We start from the raw sequence: 15,200 nt of genomic DNA on the forward strand, positions 1-15,200 counted from the left end.
CGGCACGCCTGCGCGGCCTTCGTCGTCCGTGCTGGCGTCACGGGCCGGCTCGCCTCGACACGCACGAGGGCCCCGGACCGTACGGTCCGGGGCCCTCGCGCTGGTGACGCTGCTGCGCCGTCAGGGGTGTCGGATCACTCCGACTTCGAGCCCTCGACGGTGGAGGTCAGCACCGGCTTGTTGTTCTCGTCGAAGGTGTAGATGCCCACGAACGCCGAGGACGGGTCGTTCTCGTCGTCGATCGGGCCGATGCCCGACGGGCCCTTGTAGTGGATGTCCTGGCCGTCGTCGAGGAGCTTCACGCAGTCGGCGTAGCTCGTGCACTCCTCGCCGTCGGTCGCGCCCGAGACGGCGGCGAAGTTCTTCTGCACCGTCTCGGAGTCGGTCGAGCCACCCTTGTAGGCCGCCAGGGCCGCGAGGATGGTCGCGTCGTAGGACTCAGCACCGTAGGCGTAGTCGGTCAGGGCCTTGTTGTTGGCGAACTCGTTCCAGCCGTTGAGGCGGTCCTTGAACTCCTTCGAGGCGTCGGCTCCGGGGATGGTGCCCTGGGCGCCGTCGAGCGTGCCCTTCGGGAAGTCCTTGGAGTAGTCGGCCGTGTTGCCGTCGGAGTAGTAGGTGGCCTTCATGTCCCAGCCGGCGGAGACCAGCTCGGGCACGATCGCCTTGGTCTCGTCGAAGGCGAGGATGACGATGGCGTCGGGGTTGGTGTTCACCGCGGCGGTGACCTCCGAGGAGAAGGTCGTGTTGCCCGCGGGGAACTCGTCGCCGTCGCCCTTGCAGCCGTAGGTGCAGGAGCCGCCGGCGGCCTCGACCGTCTTCTGGACGACGTCACGCAGACCCGTGCCGTAGGTGTCGGAGAACACCAGGAAGGCGATCTTCTTGTACCCGTCGCTGCTGATCAGCGAGCCGAGCGCGTTGCCCTGGATGGTGTCCGGCGGAGCGGTGCGGAAGTAGTAGGGCGAGTAGCCCGACAGCGACACCGCGGTGTTCGCGGGGGAGACCTGGGTGATCTTCGCGTCGGTCAGCGCGTCGACGAAGTTCAGCGAGACGCTCGAGGACGCCGCACCGATGACGACCGACGCACCGGACTTGACCAGGCCGCGGGCCGAAGCCGTGCTCACCGACATGTCGGTGGAGTCGCCGGAGTCCCGGATGTCGGTGCACGCGTCGGCGCCGTCCACGCCGCCGGCGGCGTTGATGTCGGAGACGGCCAGCCCGACGCCCGCGACCTCGGGCGGGCCGAGGAACGCCAGGTTTCCGGTGAGCGGCAAGACGCCGCCGGCGATGAAGGTGTCGCTGACATCCGCGCCGGTCTTGCACTCGTCGTTGGTGTAGTCGGTGGCCGAGGTCGAGCCGGACTCCGAGGTGGACGGGCTGGTGTCGTCGGACGCCGAGTTGGAGTCGTCAGAACCGCAGGCGGTGAGCGCGAGGCCGAGTGCGGCGGTGCCGGCGAGCACCCGCATCCAGCTGGCAGTGGTGGATCGATTCACGTCGTGAACCTTTCTCTCGTGTGATGAGCACCGTCGTTCCCCGAATCCGCCCGGCCGACCCCGAGTCTCACGGGCGGCGTCGAGGCACAGCACCGTCACCGTAGGCCGCAGAGGGGGCCCCGAACCGGACGGCACCTCGTCGTGATCGAAAAGTTACGCGGCTGCCGCGCACCCGCCACCGGTCGACGCTGCCGGACAGCCCCCTGACGACGTGAGCGGCGAGGGCGTAGCCTTCTGCTTCCGGGCCCGCGCCGCGACGGTCCGCGGCCTCACCGGGTGGGAAGGAGGCGTCGCATGGCACGACCGCACGTGACGTTGCGTACAGCTCGCCCCGACGACCTCGACTTCCTGCTCGGTCTCTGGAGCGAGATGCTGCGCCGCTGCGACGGCCAGGACCAGCGCATCGACCTCGAACTCGTGCTCAAGGACAGCGCCGAATCGACCGACCAGCGAGTCGTCGTCGCCGATGTCGACGGCGTGCCTGCCGGTGCGGTGCTGCTGCGCATCGCCCCGCTCAGCCCGCTGAACCCCGAGTTGTCGGTGCAGGCGTGGGCGCCGCACGTGCTGCCCGCCCACCGTCGCCACGGTGTGGGTCGCCACCTCGTCGAGGCGGCGGCCGACTTCGCCGAGGAGAGCGGCGTCGGGGTGGTGCTCTCCGGTGCCACGGCGGGCGCGCGGGAGGCCAACCGCTTCCTCGCCCGGCTGGGGCTCTCGCCCTACATCATGCTGCGTGGTGCGAGCACCCACAGTGTGCGCCAGAAGGCGGCCTCGCAGCTGCCGACGTCCGAGCGCGGTCAGCACCGACGCGGCGCCCAGCTGGCGGCTCGCCGTACGCTGCGTCAGCGCCGGACCCGCGCCGACGGCTGACCGCCGGGCGGTGGCTCAACCGCCCCCGAGGCGCTCCCGGGGGATCAGCGCGCACGTGATGCGCGCGGTGCACAGCCGCTTGCCACGCTCGTCGCTCACCACCACCTCCCAGGTGGCGCTGGTGCGACCCAGGTGGGCCGGGGTCGCGACCCCGGTGACGATGCCCGAGGTGGCGGAGCGGTGGTGTGTGGCGTTGACGTCGATGCCGACCGCGAGCCGGTCTGGTGCGGCGTGCAGGGCCGACCCGACCGATCCCAGGGTCTCGGCCAGCGCGATCGAGGCGCCGCCGTGCAGCAGGCCGTAGGGCTGGGTGTTGCCGTCGACCGGCATGGTCGCCACGACGCGCTCGGTGCTCACCTCGATCAGGTCGACGCCGAGCCGCTCGTTGAGGCCACCCATGTTCGCGCGCATCGCGGCCAACACCTTCTCCGGCGCCGGGTCGGATGACGGGCCGGACGACGGGTCGGACGACGGGTCGGACGACGGGTCGGTCGAGGAGACGTCACTCATGGGGCCGACAGTAGCCAGGCGCCCCGGGCGGGTGTCAGTGGGCGCGGCTAGAGTCCGCAGGGTGCCTGCGAACGCTGCTCCGGACCGGCCACGACTGCTCCTGCTCGACGGCCACTCGTTGGCCTATCGTGCCTTCTTCGCGCTTCCGGTCGAGAACTTCTCCACCACCACCGGGCAACCCACCAACGCGGTCTACGGCTTCACCTCGATGCTCATCAACGTGCTGCGCGACGAGCAGCCCACTCACGTCGGGGTGGCCTTCGACATCTCCCGCCAGACCTTCCGGTCCGAGGAGTACAGCGAGTACAAGGCCAAGCGCAACAAGACCCCGGGTGAGTTCTCGAGCCAGCTGCCGCTGATCGAGGAGGTGCTCGACGCCCTCGCCATCCCGTATCTGAAGAAGCCGAACTTCGAGGCCGACGACATCATCGCCACGCTGGTCACCCAGGCGCTCGCCGAGACCGGCGACCTGGGCGACATGGAGGTGCTGATCCTCACCGGCGACCGCGACTCGCTCCAGTTGGTCACCGACCGCTCCACGGTGCTCTACCCCATGAGGGGCGTCTCCGACCTGGCCCGCATGACGCCCGCGGCGGTGGAGGAGAAGTACGGCGTGCCCCCGCACCAGTACCCCGAGCTCGCCGCGATCGTGGGCGAGACCTCCGACAACCTGCCCGGTGTGCCCGGGGTGGGGCAGGGGTTCGCCGCGAAGTGGCTCAAGACCTACGACGATCTCGAGGGCGTCATCACCCACGCCGACAAGATCACCGGCAAGAAGGGCGAGTCGCTGCGCGAACACCTCGGCGACGTCATGCGCAACCGCCGGCTCAATGCTCTCGTACGCGACCTCGACCTCGAGCTGGGCCCTCGAGACCTCGCGCTGCGGCCCTGGGACCGTCAGGCCGTGCACACCCTCTTCGACGGCCTGGAGTTCCGGGTGCTGCGCGACCGGCTCTTCGAGAGCCTCTCCTCGGAGGAGGAGATCGACGACTCCGGGTTCGAGATGTCCGGACGCCGCCTGGCGCCGGGCGATGTCGAGGCCTGGCTCGCCGAGCACGCGGCGCCCGGCACCCGCACCGGAGTCATGGTGCAGGGCACCTGGCGCGGCGGCTCCGCCGAGGCGTGGTCGATCGCCCTGGCGGCCGCCGACGGCACGGCCGCCTTCCTCGACACCACCACGGTCAGCCCCGACGACGACCAGGCCCTGGCCGCCTGGTTCGCCGACGCCGGCCCGACCAAGGTCATGCACGACGCCAAGGGGCAGTCCCACGCGTTGGCCGCCCGCGGCTGGTCCCTCGCCGGGCTCGTGAGCGACACCGCGCTGGCTGCGTACCTCGTCCGACCCGACCAGCGCTCCTACGACTTGGCCGACCTGACCGTGCGCTACCTCAAGCGAGAGTTGAGGCAGGGTGGCGACGACCAGGGTCAGCTCAGTCTCGACGGCCTGGACGGCGACGCCGGCGACGAGGCTGCCGACACGGCGATGCTGCACGCCCGGGCCGTGCTCGACCTGGCCGAGGCACTCGACGAGGCGGTCGCCGAGCACGGCGGCACCGAGCTGCTCGCCGAGGTCGAGCTGCCGTTGGTGCACCTGCTCGGACGGCTCGAGCACACCGGCATCGCGGTCGACGCCGCTCACCTGGAGGCGTTGGAGGGCGAGTTCGCCACCGAGGTACGCCAGGCGGCCGACGACGCGTACGCCGTCATCGGCAAGGAGATCAATCTCGGCTCGCCCAAGCAGCTCCAGGTGGTGCTCTTCGACGAGCTGGACATGCCGAAGACCAAGCGCACCAAGACCGGCTACACCACCGACGCCGACGCGCTCCAGAGTCTCTACGTCAAGACAGAGCACCCGTTCCTGCTGCACCTGCTGCGGCACCGCGACGTGATCCGGCTGCGGCAGACCATCGAGGGGCTCCTCAAGACCGTGGCCCCCGACGGTCGCATCCACACCACGTTCAACCAGACGATCGCCGCCACCGGGCGCCTCTCGAGCACCGAGCCGAATCTCCAGAACATCCCCATCCGCACCGCCGCCGGGCGTCGCATCCGCGAGGGCTTCGTCGTCGGCGCCGGCTACGAGTCGCTGATGACCGCCGACTACAGCCAGATCGAGATGCGCATCATGGCGCACCTCTCCGACGACACCGGCCTCATCGAGGCCTTCCGCTCCGGCCAGGACTTCCACTCCATCACCGCGGCTCGGGTCTTCGACCTGCCGGCCGATCAGATCGGCACCGAGGAGCGCGCGAAGATCAAGGCGATGAACTACGGACTGGCCTACGGGCTCTCGGCCTACGGTCTCTCCCAGCAGCTGGGCATCGAGCCGGCCGAGGCGCGCGACCTGATGGACGAGTACTTCGAGACTTTCGGTGGCGTGCGCGACTACCTGGGCGGCATCGTCGACGAGGCGCGTCGCTCCGGCTACACCGAGACCATCCGCGGACGCCGCCGCTACCTGCCCGATCTCACCAGCGACAACCGGCAGCGGCGTGAGATGGCCGAACGGATGGCCCTCAACGCGCCCATCCAGGGTTCGGCCGCCGATCTCATCAAGATCGCGATGCTGCACGTGCAGGCCGAGATCGAGGCGCAGGGCCTCGCCTCACGGATGCTGCTGCAGGTGCACGACGAACTGGTGCTCGAGGTGGCTCCGGGGGAGCGGGACTCCCTCGAAGCCCTCGTGCGTGAGCAGATGGCCGGCGCGGCCGAGTTGACCGTGCCTCTCGACGTGTCCGTCGGCACCGGTCATTCCTGGCACGACGCGGCCCACTGACCTGCCATCAGTTTCCAGGTGACCTGCCACGAGTTTTCAGGTGACCTGCCACGAGTTTTCAGGTGACCTGCCACGAGTTTTCGGGTGACCTGCCACGAGTTTTCGGGTGACCTGCCACGTCTTCGTTACCCGGTGAAAGTTCGTGGCAGGTCAATTGAAAACTGGCGCCGGGTCAGCCCTCCTGCGGCTGGCTCTGCGTGGTGGAGGAACCCGAGGAACCCTGGCCGCTGCGGGAGCGGCGGCGACGCCGGTTGCGACCGTTGGCAGCGCCCGACGACGAGCCGGAGGCTCGCTCGTCGCTGTCGGCGACCACCTTCTGGCCCTCGCTGTCGGTGATGGAGGTGGCCACGACCTCGCCGCTGCGGCTGCGGGTACGCGTCCGGTTCCGGTTGCGCTTGCGGGGAGGCCGGTTGGAGCCCGCCGAGTCAGCGCTGCGCTCGCCGCCCCTCTCGCCACCCCCGTCGCTGCGCTCACGGGGCGCCGGATCCTTGATCCGCCCCTTGGTGCCCGTCGGGATGCCGAGATCGTGGTAGAGCTCCGGTGAGGTCGAGTAGGTCTCGGCCGGCTCGTCGAAGGGCAGGTCGAGCGCCTTGTTGATGAGCTTCCACCGGTGCAGATCCTGCCAGTCGACCAGGGTGATGGCCGTGCCCGTGGCGCCGGCTCGACCGGTGCGGCCGATGCGGTGCACGTAGGTCTTGTCGTCCTCGGGGCAGGTGTAGTTGATGACGTGCGAGACGCCGCGCACGTCGATGCCGCGCGCCGCGACGTCGGTAGCGACCAGCACGCGCAGCTTGTCGTCGCGGAACTTCGTCAGTGCCTTCTCGCGCGCCACCTGGGCCATGTCGCCGTGCAGCGGGCTGGCGGCGAAGCCGCGCTCGGCCAGGTCGTCGGCCACGCGCTGCGCCTGACGCTTCGTGCGGGTGAAGACGATGATCTTCTCGGCGTCGTCGGCCTGCAGCACGCGACCGATGATCTCGGGCTTGTCGAGGTCGTGGGCCTGGTAGATGAACTGCGACGTCGCGGGCACGGTGGCGTTCTCGTACGACGCCTCGGCCCGGATGTTCATCGGGTGACGCATGTACATGCGCGCCAGCGAGACGATGGCCGAGGGCATCGTGGCCGAGAACAGCATGGTCTGGCGGGTCTCGGGCGTCATCCGCATGATCTTCTCGACATCGGGGAGGAAGCCGAGGTCGAGCATCTCGTCGGCCTCGTCGAGCACGACGGCGTGCACGTGGGAGAGGTCGAGGGCCTTGCGGTTGGCGAGGTCGATGAGGCGGCCGGGCGTGCCGACGACGACGTCGACACCCGCAGTGAGAGCGTCGAGCTGCGGCTCGTAGCCGACGCCGCCGTAGACGGTGAGAACGCGCAGGCCGCGGTCGGCGCCCGCGAGAGCGAGGTCGCCGGAGACCTGGAGGGCCAGCTCGCGGGTCGGCGCGACGATGAGCGCCTGCGGCTTGCCCTGCGGCAGCTCGGCGTAGTCGGCGTCGCCGGGGGCGACGCTGCGCTGCAGGACGGGGATGCCGAAGGCGAGGGTCTTGCCGGTGCCCGTGCGGGCCTGGCCGATGAGGTCGGTACCCATCAGGGCGACCGAGAGGGTCATCTCCTGGATGGCGAAGGGGGTCGTGATGCCGGCGCGCTCGAGCGCGTCGCAGATCTCGGGGAGCACCCCGAGCTCTCGGAACGTGGTCACGTGATGTCTGCTCTCTTGGATTGGCGCGAGCCGGCCTGGCGCGGCCGGCCTGGAACGTGTCGTAGGTCTGCGGCCGACCGGCGGCTCCGACTCGCGGGGATCCAGAACTCGCACACGCGTCTGCCGCGCACATACCGACGGGCGTTCGGTGCTCCGCTGGTGGCCGACGGGAGTCGGCCACGCGGGTCGCGGGCGGCCCGTCTCGCCAGCCATGCTACCCACTAGGGTGCCGACATGAACGATTCCGGCGAGCAGACACCCTCGAGCGAGTCGGAGGCCGGGCTCGACGACCCCGTCTACCGCGACGCCGTGATCGACCTGCTGGGTGCCATCGCGTACGGCGAGATCTCGGCGTTCGAGCGGCTGGCCGACGACGCCAAGCTGGCGCCCTCCCTCGCCGACCAGGTGGCCATCGCCGGCATGGCAGCGGCGGAGTTCGGCAAGGTGGCGGCGCTGTTCGAGAGGCTCACCAGCCTGGGCGCCGAGCCGTTCGAGGCGATGGCGCCGTTCCGCACGCCGGTCGACCAGTTCCATGCGAACACCGCGCCCGCCGACTGGTACGAGGGGCTGGTGAAAGCGTTCGTGGGCGACGGCCTCGCCAACGACTTTTACCGTGAGATCGCGGGCTTTCTCGACGCCGAGACGCGCAGTCTGGTCGTCGGCACGCTCGAAGACACCGGTCACGCCGCCTTCACGGTCGAGCGCGTTCGCGCGGGCATCGCCTCCGAGCCCCGCCTGGGCGGCCGCCTCGCGTTGTGGGGCCGGCGCCTCATGGGCGAGGCGCTGATCCAGGCGCAACGGGTGGTGGCCGACCGCGACGAGCTCTCGGGACTCCTGGCCGGCGGCGTCGACCGCCCAGGCCTGGACCTCGCCGAGATCGGGCGGATGTTCACCCGCATCACCAAGCGTCACACCGGCCGGATGGCCGAACTCGGGCTCGACTCGTGACGCGCGCGATCACGCGAACCGCGGCTCGGGCTCACTGACCCGTACCGAGCGCCAGGCGCCGGCGAACTGCCGGCGTCAGTCCGGCGAGACCCCCGACGGAGCGGGGGTCCGGCAGCCGGGAGAGGGCGCCATCAGCTCCGGAAGCCGACCGTTCCGACCGCGGTCGAGCCGACCTCGATGTAGGCGATCTTCCCGCCCGGCACGACGATGGTGCGGCCCTTGGTGTCGGTCAGGCTGAGCAGGCCGCCCGAGGACACAGCCTCGGCGATCTGCTGGTGGAGGTCGTCGGTCGCGATGTCGGCGTCGACGCTCAGCTCGCGGGGTGCCTGCTGGATGCCGATCTTGATCTCCATGCGTGGGCGCTCCTTCGTGGTCGGGTTCGTCAGGGACGGCGGACGTGCGGCGGCCGGCGCGGCTCAGTGGTCGTCGGGCCGGGCGTCGTCGGTGCGGGGGTACCCACCGATGCCACGCCAGGCCAGTCCGGCCACCAGGCTGCCGGCGTCATCGCGAGAGATGCCGCCCGCCTCGGTGAGCCAGAACCGCGCACTCACCTGCGCCATTCCTACCAGCGACACCGCGAGCAGCCGCGACGCCTCTGCCGGGAGGCCGGTGTCGTCCTCGATGACGCCGGCGATCAGGCTCGCGCACTCGCGGGTGACGCGGTCGACCTGTTCGCGGACCGCCGGCTCGCTGGTGAGGTCGGACTCGAAGACCAGCCGGAAGGCGCCGGTGTCCTGGGCGACGTAGGAGTAGAAGACGTCCATCGTGGCCTCGACACGGCGCTTGTTGTCGTCGGTCGACTCCAGGGCCTCGCGGCAGTTGTCGATGATCGTGTCGCACGAGGTGTCGAGCAGCGCCAGGTAGAGGTCGAGCTTGCCGGGGAAGTGCTGGTAGAGCACGGGCTTGGAGACGCCGGCTCGTTCGGCGATGTCGTCCATCGCGGCAGCGTGGTAGCCCTGGGCGACGAACACCTGCAGGGCCGACTCCAGCAACTGCGCGCGCCGCTCGCGGCGGGGCATACGACCGCCGCGCGGTCGTTCGACGTCGATCTGTCCAGCGGACACCCTTGCTCCTCCACGTTGTCGGGCTTGGCCGGTGGCCGCACACCACCCGCTCCCCGGCGCAGCCGTCGTGACCGCGCAGGTCGCGAAGCCTACTCCTGAGTCACCTACGCGACGCACGTCCGTGCGGATGTCGGGTCCGCATGCCGGGACGTGGTGGGGAACAGCGGCGGTGCGTGCGATGTTGGACGAGATCGACCATCCAGCACGCATCAGAACCGAGGAGCCAGCCGTGACGACCCCTGGGACCATCGAGGCTCTCGTGGAGCCCGCCGCCGAGCTCACCACCGACGAGGTGCGGCGCTACAGCCGGCACCTGATCATCCCCGACGTCGGGATGACCGGGCAGAAGCGGCTCAAGAACGCGAAGGTGCTGGTCATCGGAGCCGGCGGTCTGGGCAGCCCGGCCCTGATGTACCTGGCTGCCGCCGGTGTGGGCACGCTGGGCATCGCGGAGTTCGACGAGGTCGACGAGTCGAACCTCCAGCGCCAGATCATCCACGGGCAGTCCGACATCGGGAAGTCGAAGGCGGTCTCGGCCAAGGAGTCGATCGCGGAGACCAACCCGCTGGTCGACGTCATCGTGCACGAGGGCCGCCTCGACAACGACAACGTCATGGAGGTGTTCGAGGGCTACGACCTGATCGTCGACGGCACCGACAACTTCGCGACCCGCTACATGGTCAACGACGCCGCGTACTTCCTCGGCATCCCCTACGTGTGGGGCTCGATCTACCGCTTCGACGGACAGGCGTCGGTCTTCGCGCCGACGCTCGTGGACGACGCGCCGTGCTACCGCTGCCTCTACCCCGAGCCCCCGCCGCCCGGCATGGTCCCGAGCTGCGCGGAGGGCGGCGTCCTGGGCGTGCTGTGCGCCTCGATCGGCTCGATCCAGGTGAACGAGGCCATCAAGCTCATCACCGGAGCCGGCGACCCCGCGATCGGCAAGCTCGTCATCTACGACGCCCTCGAACTGACCTGGCGCACGCTGAAGGTGCGCAAGGACCCGAACTGCCGCCTCTGCGGCGAGAACGCCGATGTCACCGGCCTCATCGACTACGACTCCTTCTGCGGCGCGATCTCCGAGGACGCCGCCGACGCCGCTGCGGGTTCGACCATCTCGGTGACCGAGCTCGAGCACATGCTCAAGGAGCGCGACGAGGGGAGCCGCAGCTTCACCCTCGTCGACGTTCGCGAGCCCAACGAGTACGAGATCAACAAGATCCCGGGCTCCGTGCTCATCCCCAAGGGCGAGTTCCTCAACGGCAACGCGTTCGAGCAGCTGCCGCAGGACACGCCCGTGGTGCTGCACTGCAAGTCGGGCGTGCGCTCGGCGGAGGCGCTGGCGGTGCTCAAGGGCGCCGGCTACTCCGACGCCGTGCACGTCGGCGGCGGGGTGGTCGCCTGGGTGAACCAGATCGACCCGAGTCAGCCGTCCTACTGAGGCGGGCAGGGGCGCCGGCGTAGTCCCGGCATAGCCCAAGTGGGCTACGCGGACGTAACTCCGGGTGATCGTCGTCGTTGGTCAGGCGACGACGTCCAGATCACCCGGAGGTTCACCCGCTCATGAGCGCCCGTACCCGCACCACCCGCATTCTCGCCGCGACCGCCCTGGCCGGAGCCGCCCTCGTGGGCGCGACGGCAGCCACCTCGGCACCGACACAAGCGGCGTCGCGCTGGGCCCCAGCCGACCAGGCGACGATCACGCCCGGCACGATGATGTACACCGACGGTGCCCAGTGCACGGCGAACTTCGTCTACACCGACGGCGCCGGCAACACCTACGTGGGCTACGCCGCGCACTGCGCCGGCCAGGGCTCCTCGACCGATACCAACGGCTGCGACACCGACTCGCTGCCGCTCGGCACCAAGGTGACCTTCAACGAGGGTGGCAGCCTGATCAGCAACGGCACCGTCCTCGGTCGGGGCACGCTGGCGTACTCCTCGTGGTTGACGATGCAGAAGAACGGCGAGAAGGACGCGAATGCGTGCGCCTACAACGACCTCGCGCTGGTGAAGGTCGACGCCGCCGACGTGTCCAAGGTGAACCCGAGCGTGCCGTTCTGGGGCGGACCGACCGGGATCGACACCGACGGCACCGCTGCAGGCGACCAGGTCTACACCTACGGCAACTCCTCGCTGCGGGCCGGTCTCTCCGCGCTCTCGCCACACACGGGCATCAGCCTCGGCGACGACCCGGCCGACGACGGCTGGTCGCACCCGCTGTACACCGTGACCCCGGGCATCCCCGGTGACTCGGGCTCGGGCTTCCTCTCCGCCGACGGCAAGGCCATCGGCGTCCTCTCGACCCTGGGCCTGGCACCGCTCCCGGCGTCCAACAACATCGGTGATCTGGCCCGTGAGCTCGCCTATGCCCAGCAGAACAGCGGCATCAGCGGCCTCGACCTGGTCGAGGGCACCGAGGCCTTCTCGGGCTCGCCGATCGGCTGAGCCCGAGCTCTCACCTACCGACGCACCCGATGACCGCGCATCGGGTGCGTCGGTCTGCGTGTGAGACGACTTCGGTCTAGGCGCGCGCGATGGGCACTTGCTGAGAGGATCACCACGTGCGACACCCCGAGGACTGGCTCGAGGACGTGCTCGGCCTGGTCGAGCACGTCCCCGCCGGTCATGTCACGACCTACGGCGCGATCGCGGCCGCCGTGGGTCGGTACGGCCCGCGGCGGGTCGGGGCAGTGATGGCCGAGCACGGGGCCGGCGTTCCGTGGTGGCGGGTCGTGCGCGCCGACGGCAGCTTGCCGCCCAGTCACGACCACCGTGCCGACGAGCAGTACCGACGCGAGCACACGCCGCGACGGGCCAACGGCCGGATCGACATGCCGCGGGCGTTCTGGGATCCGCTCGACGCGGGGGCACCACGGTGACGGGACACGGCCGGCAGACACGATGCGGCCGGGGGGCTGGCCTGAGCAACGCCCACACCGACCGTGTCCCTGGAAGGAACACGGCTCACGCGGCGCACGGACACCACATCGGCCTCGTATCGACGGCGTCCCCTCGACACGTTTCCCCCCGACTTTCAATGTACGCCCTCACGGACGGCCTGAACAGTCCGCGCCGTCTGCGCCGCCGGGAGCGCCGGTGAGCGCGCGGCCCTGGGTGCCTGCGGGTGGCTGGGCGGCTGGCACCTACCCGTTGGTCGAGTGGGAGCGTACCCCGTTGGGACGCCCCGACACCTGGCCGGCTGAGCTGACGGCGGCCCTCGATCTGGTGCTCTCGACGCGATTCGTGGCGGCCCTGATCTGGGGCGAGGAGCACACCGTGCTCTACAACCAGGCGTTCGCGCAGCTGCTCGAGCCCGGGCAGGGCCAGGTGGCGCTGGGCAACCCGGGACCGGAGATCCTCGGCGAGGCGTGGGGCGTCATCCGACCTGCGGTCGAGGAGGCCCTCACCACGTGCGAGGGCACCTGGACCGAGGACGAGCACATTCGACTGCGGCGCTCGGAGATCATCGAGAACTGCTGGTTCACCTTCTCCTGCTCGCCGGTGTGCTCCGAGAGCCGGGAGGGCGCCCCCCGCGGCGTGGCGCTCATCGCCAGTGAGACGACCCGGCAGGTGCTCCGACGCAGCCGCGACCACGATCTCGCACGGATCTCGGCCAGCCTGAGCGACTTCACGGCGCGAGACGACCTCACCGAGCTGGTGCCGCAGGTCGTGATGGAGGGAGGCCACCTTCTCAAGGTCGCCCTCGCGCCCGGTCTGACCGACGACTCCCGCAGCCCCGAGGCCGGGGAGGGTGTCGCCCTGGCCATCGCGGTGCCGCTCAAGCACCCCGAGGCGGGTCGTTGGCACCTGGTCGCGCGCACCGACCCCCACACGCGCCTCGACGCCGACTACCACGCCTACGCCGACGCCGTGGGTGCGGCGGTGGGTGTGGCCCTCGACAGCCAGGCGGCGCACGCATCCGAACGGCAGCTCTCCGAGGCGCTCCAGCGCAGCCTGCTCAGCCGGCCCGCCGCCGGCCTGGGGCTCGAAGTCGCCGTCCGCTACCACCCTGCCTCGAATGTGGCGCGCGTCGGCGGCGACTGGTACGACGCCTACCCGATGCCAGACGGCGCCATCGCAGTGATGGTGGGTGACGTGGCCGGTCACGACCAGGACGCCGCCGCCGCGATGGCCCAGCTGCGCAACCTCGCCCGGGGGGTGGCCTTCGCGGGCCGGCTCTCCCTGCCCTCGGAGGTGCTGCGCGACCTCGACCACGCGATGGACTCCCTCGGCGTCGACGAGATGGCGACGGCCGTCATGGCCGTACTGGAGGAGGCCGGCCCCGACGGACATCTGGTGCACTGGGCCAACGCGGGACATCCACCACCGGTACTGCTGCGCCGCGACGGTAGGACCGAGTTGCTCGAGGACACTCCCGACGTCCTGCTCGGTGTCGATCCGGCGATGCGTCGGCGCGACCACCGGGTCGAGCTCGCACCCGGCGACCTCGTGCTGCTCTACACCGACGGACTCGTGGAACGACGCGATCAGGACATCGACGTCGGTCTGCGCTGGTTGACCGGGATCGTCTCCTCCTTGGCCGGAATCGGCCCCGACGAGCTCTGCGACCGCGTGCTGGCGGCGGCCTCGGCGCAGGCCTACGCCCACGACGACGACATCGTGCTGCTCGCGGTGCGCGGGTCGACGGGTTGACGTGAGACACCTCTCGCGGGCAACGGATCGGCTGACCCGCGGGTAACCGACAGACTGGTCGCGTGCCCGAACCCGACCGGCTCTACCGCGCCCTGCACGCCGTCGTGCCCCCGCTGGCGCGCGCGCTCTGGCGGCCGGAGATCTCCGGGCTCGAGCACGTACCGGCGACCGGTGGGGTGTTGCTGGCCAGTAACCACCTCTCGTTCGTCGACTCCGTGGTCATCCCCGTGGTGGTGCCCCGCAAGGTCGTCTTCCTCGCGAAGTCGGACTACTTCACCGGTACCGGTGCCTCCGGGGCACTCCAGCGTGCCTGGTTCCAGGGTCTGGGCATGCTGCCGGTCGATCGCGACGACCCGCGGGCGGCTCTGGGGAGCCTCGACACCGCGCTCGCGGTACTGGCGCGCGGCGAGGCGTTCGGGCTGTACCCCGAGGGCACCCGCTCGCGCGACGGTCGCCTCTACCGCGGACGCACAGGCGTAGCGCACCTCGCACTCACGGCAGGGGTACCGGTGGTGCCCGTGGGCCTGACGGGAACCCAGCACATCCAGCCCGTGGGCTCCCGCCTCCCGCGCCTCGCCGACGTGAGCGTCCGCTTCGGTGCCCCCATCGAGGTGGACGACCGCTTCGCGGGCCTGGCGCTGGGCAAGGCCCGCAGAATGCTCACCGACGAGATCATGACTGCCATCGCCGGACTCAGCGGTCAGGAGCTCGCGGGCGTCTACAACGAGCGGTCCGCCTCGTGAGCGTGCCGGCCCTCGCCACAGCGCTCGGCATGCGACCGCATCCCGAAGGCGGGTGGTACCGCGAGACGTGGCGCGCCCCGGTGCCCGCCGACCTCGACGACGGACGCCGCCGGGCCTGCGCTACCGCCATCCTCTTCCTGCTGCCCGCCGGGGAGTCCTCGGCGTGGCACCGCGTGGCGTCCGACGAGCTGTGGATGGCCCACGTGGGCACCGTGCTGCTCGAGCTCGCAGGCGCGGGGGACGCGCCGTCCGGGCCCGGGGGAGAGCCGGTCGAGCAGGTCAGGCTCGGTGTCGATACCGCCCGTGGCCAGCAACCGCAGGCCCTGGTGCCGGCAGGTGTGTGGCAGCGCACGGTGCCGGTGGCGCACGACGCGCTCGTGAGCTGTGTCGTGGCACCCGGCTTCGACTTCGAGGACTTCGAGCTGGCCGCTCCCTGAACCTGCCCGCCGGGCC

At 70.5% G+C, this 15,200-nt stretch carries 14 protein-coding genes; 9 read left to right on the forward strand and 5 right to left on the reverse strand.

Going from position 1 to position 15,200, the window contains the following annotated elements; genetic code table 11:
• Positions 1–134: 134 nt before the first annotated feature.
• A complete protein-coding gene (locus ISG29_RS03160; RefSeq protein ID WP_207792651.1) occupies positions 135–1,490 on the reverse strand; it encodes an ABC transporter substrate-binding protein in 1,356 nt (451 codons plus the stop codon).
• A gap of 294 nt (positions 1,491–1,784) precedes the next feature.
• Here ISG29_RS03160 and ISG29_RS03165 point away from each other — a divergent pair, with 294 nt between their 5' ends.
• Entirely contained in the window at positions 1,785–2,357 is a 573-nt protein-coding gene (locus ISG29_RS03165; RefSeq protein WP_194501868.1) for a GNAT family N-acetyltransferase, read from the forward strand.
• Between the two features lie 15 nt (positions 2,358–2,372).
• On the opposite strand, the gene ISG29_RS03170 is transcribed toward ISG29_RS03165, so the two are convergent.
• Entirely contained in the window at positions 2,373–2,867 is a 495-nt protein-coding gene (locus tag ISG29_RS03170; RefSeq protein WP_194501869.1) for a hotdog fold thioesterase, read from the reverse strand.
• A 61-nt stretch (positions 2,868–2,928) separates the two neighbouring features.
• On the opposite strand from ISG29_RS03170, the gene polA reads away from it, so the two are divergent.
• Positions 2,929–5,643 (forward strand): DNA polymerase I, encoded by a 2,715-nt coding sequence (gene polA, locus ISG29_RS03175; RefSeq protein ID WP_328827761.1) that lies wholly within the window; start codon positions 2,929–2,931, stop codon positions 5,641–5,643.
• A 172-nt stretch (positions 5,644–5,815) separates the two neighbouring features.
• On the opposite strand, the gene ISG29_RS03180 is transcribed toward polA, so the two are convergent.
• A complete protein-coding gene (locus ISG29_RS03180) occupies positions 5,816–7,336 on the reverse strand; it encodes a DEAD/DEAH box helicase (RefSeq protein ID WP_328827765.1) in 1,521 nt (506 codons plus the stop codon).
• A gap of 234 nt (positions 7,337–7,570) precedes the next feature.
• Here ISG29_RS03180 and ISG29_RS03185 point away from each other — a divergent pair, with 234 nt between their 5' ends.
• Positions 7,571–8,284, forward strand: coding sequence for a ferritin-like fold-containing protein (locus tag ISG29_RS03185; protein WP_194501871.1), 714 nt, complete (start codon positions 7,571–7,573; stop codon positions 8,282–8,284).
• 131 nt (positions 8,285–8,415) lie between these two features.
• Here ISG29_RS03185 and ISG29_RS03190 read toward each other — a convergent pair whose 3' ends face one another.
• The gene (locus ISG29_RS03190; RefSeq protein ID WP_194501872.1) at positions 8,416–8,637 is read right to left on the reverse strand and encodes a DUF3107 domain-containing protein; all 222 of its coding nucleotides are present in this window, start codon (positions 8,635–8,637) and stop codon (positions 8,416–8,418) included.
• A gap of 63 nt (positions 8,638–8,700) precedes the next feature.
• Positions 8,701–9,303 carry a TetR/AcrR family transcriptional regulator gene (locus ISG29_RS03195; protein ID WP_194502259.1) on the reverse strand — a complete coding sequence of 201 codons (603 nt, stop codon included), beginning with the start codon at positions 9,301–9,303 and terminating at the stop codon, positions 8,701–8,703.
• A gap of 274 nt (positions 9,304–9,577) precedes the next feature.
• Here ISG29_RS03195 and moeZ point away from each other — a divergent pair, with 274 nt between their 5' ends.
• The 6 genes from moeZ to ISG29_RS03225 all read left to right on the forward strand — a co-directional run bounded on the left by moeZ (position 9,578) and on the right by ISG29_RS03225 (position 15,184).
• Positions 9,578–10,789: an adenylyltransferase/sulfurtransferase MoeZ gene (gene moeZ, locus ISG29_RS03200; protein WP_328827768.1), complete on the forward strand. Its 1,212-nt coding sequence runs from the start codon at positions 9,578–9,580 to the stop codon at positions 10,787–10,789.
• Positions 10,790–10,911: 122 nt separating this feature from the next.
• Positions 10,912–11,796 (forward strand): serine protease family protein, encoded by an 885-nt coding sequence (locus ISG29_RS03205; RefSeq protein WP_194501874.1) that lies wholly within the window; start codon positions 10,912–10,914, stop codon positions 11,794–11,796.
• A gap of 116 nt (positions 11,797–11,912) precedes the next feature.
• Positions 11,913–12,230 carry an MGMT family protein gene (locus ISG29_RS03210; RefSeq protein ID WP_194501875.1) on the forward strand — a complete coding sequence of 106 codons (318 nt, stop codon included), beginning with the start codon at positions 11,913–11,915 and terminating at the stop codon, positions 12,228–12,230.
• A gap of 217 nt (positions 12,231–12,447) precedes the next feature.
• Positions 12,448–14,004, forward strand: a complete 1,557-nt coding sequence (locus ISG29_RS21500) for a PP2C family protein-serine/threonine phosphatase (protein ID WP_194501876.1) — start codon at positions 12,448–12,450, stop codon at positions 14,002–14,004.
• A gap of 62 nt (positions 14,005–14,066) precedes the next feature.
• A complete protein-coding gene (locus ISG29_RS03220) occupies positions 14,067–14,747 on the forward strand; it encodes a lysophospholipid acyltransferase family protein (protein ID WP_194501877.1) in 681 nt (226 codons plus the stop codon).
• Positions 14,744–15,184, forward strand: a complete 441-nt coding sequence (locus ISG29_RS03225; protein WP_328827771.1) for a cupin domain-containing protein — start codon at positions 14,744–14,746, stop codon at positions 15,182–15,184. The genes ISG29_RS03220 and ISG29_RS03225 overlap by 4 nt, the downstream gene beginning before the upstream one ends.
• The last annotated feature ends 16 nt before the right edge of the window (positions 15,185–15,200 follow it).

The sequence above is a fragment of the Nocardioides acrostichi genome, assembly GCF_015319165.1.
GTDB lineage: Bacteria > Actinomycetota > Actinomycetes > Propionibacteriales > Nocardioidaceae > Nocardioides > Nocardioides acrostichi.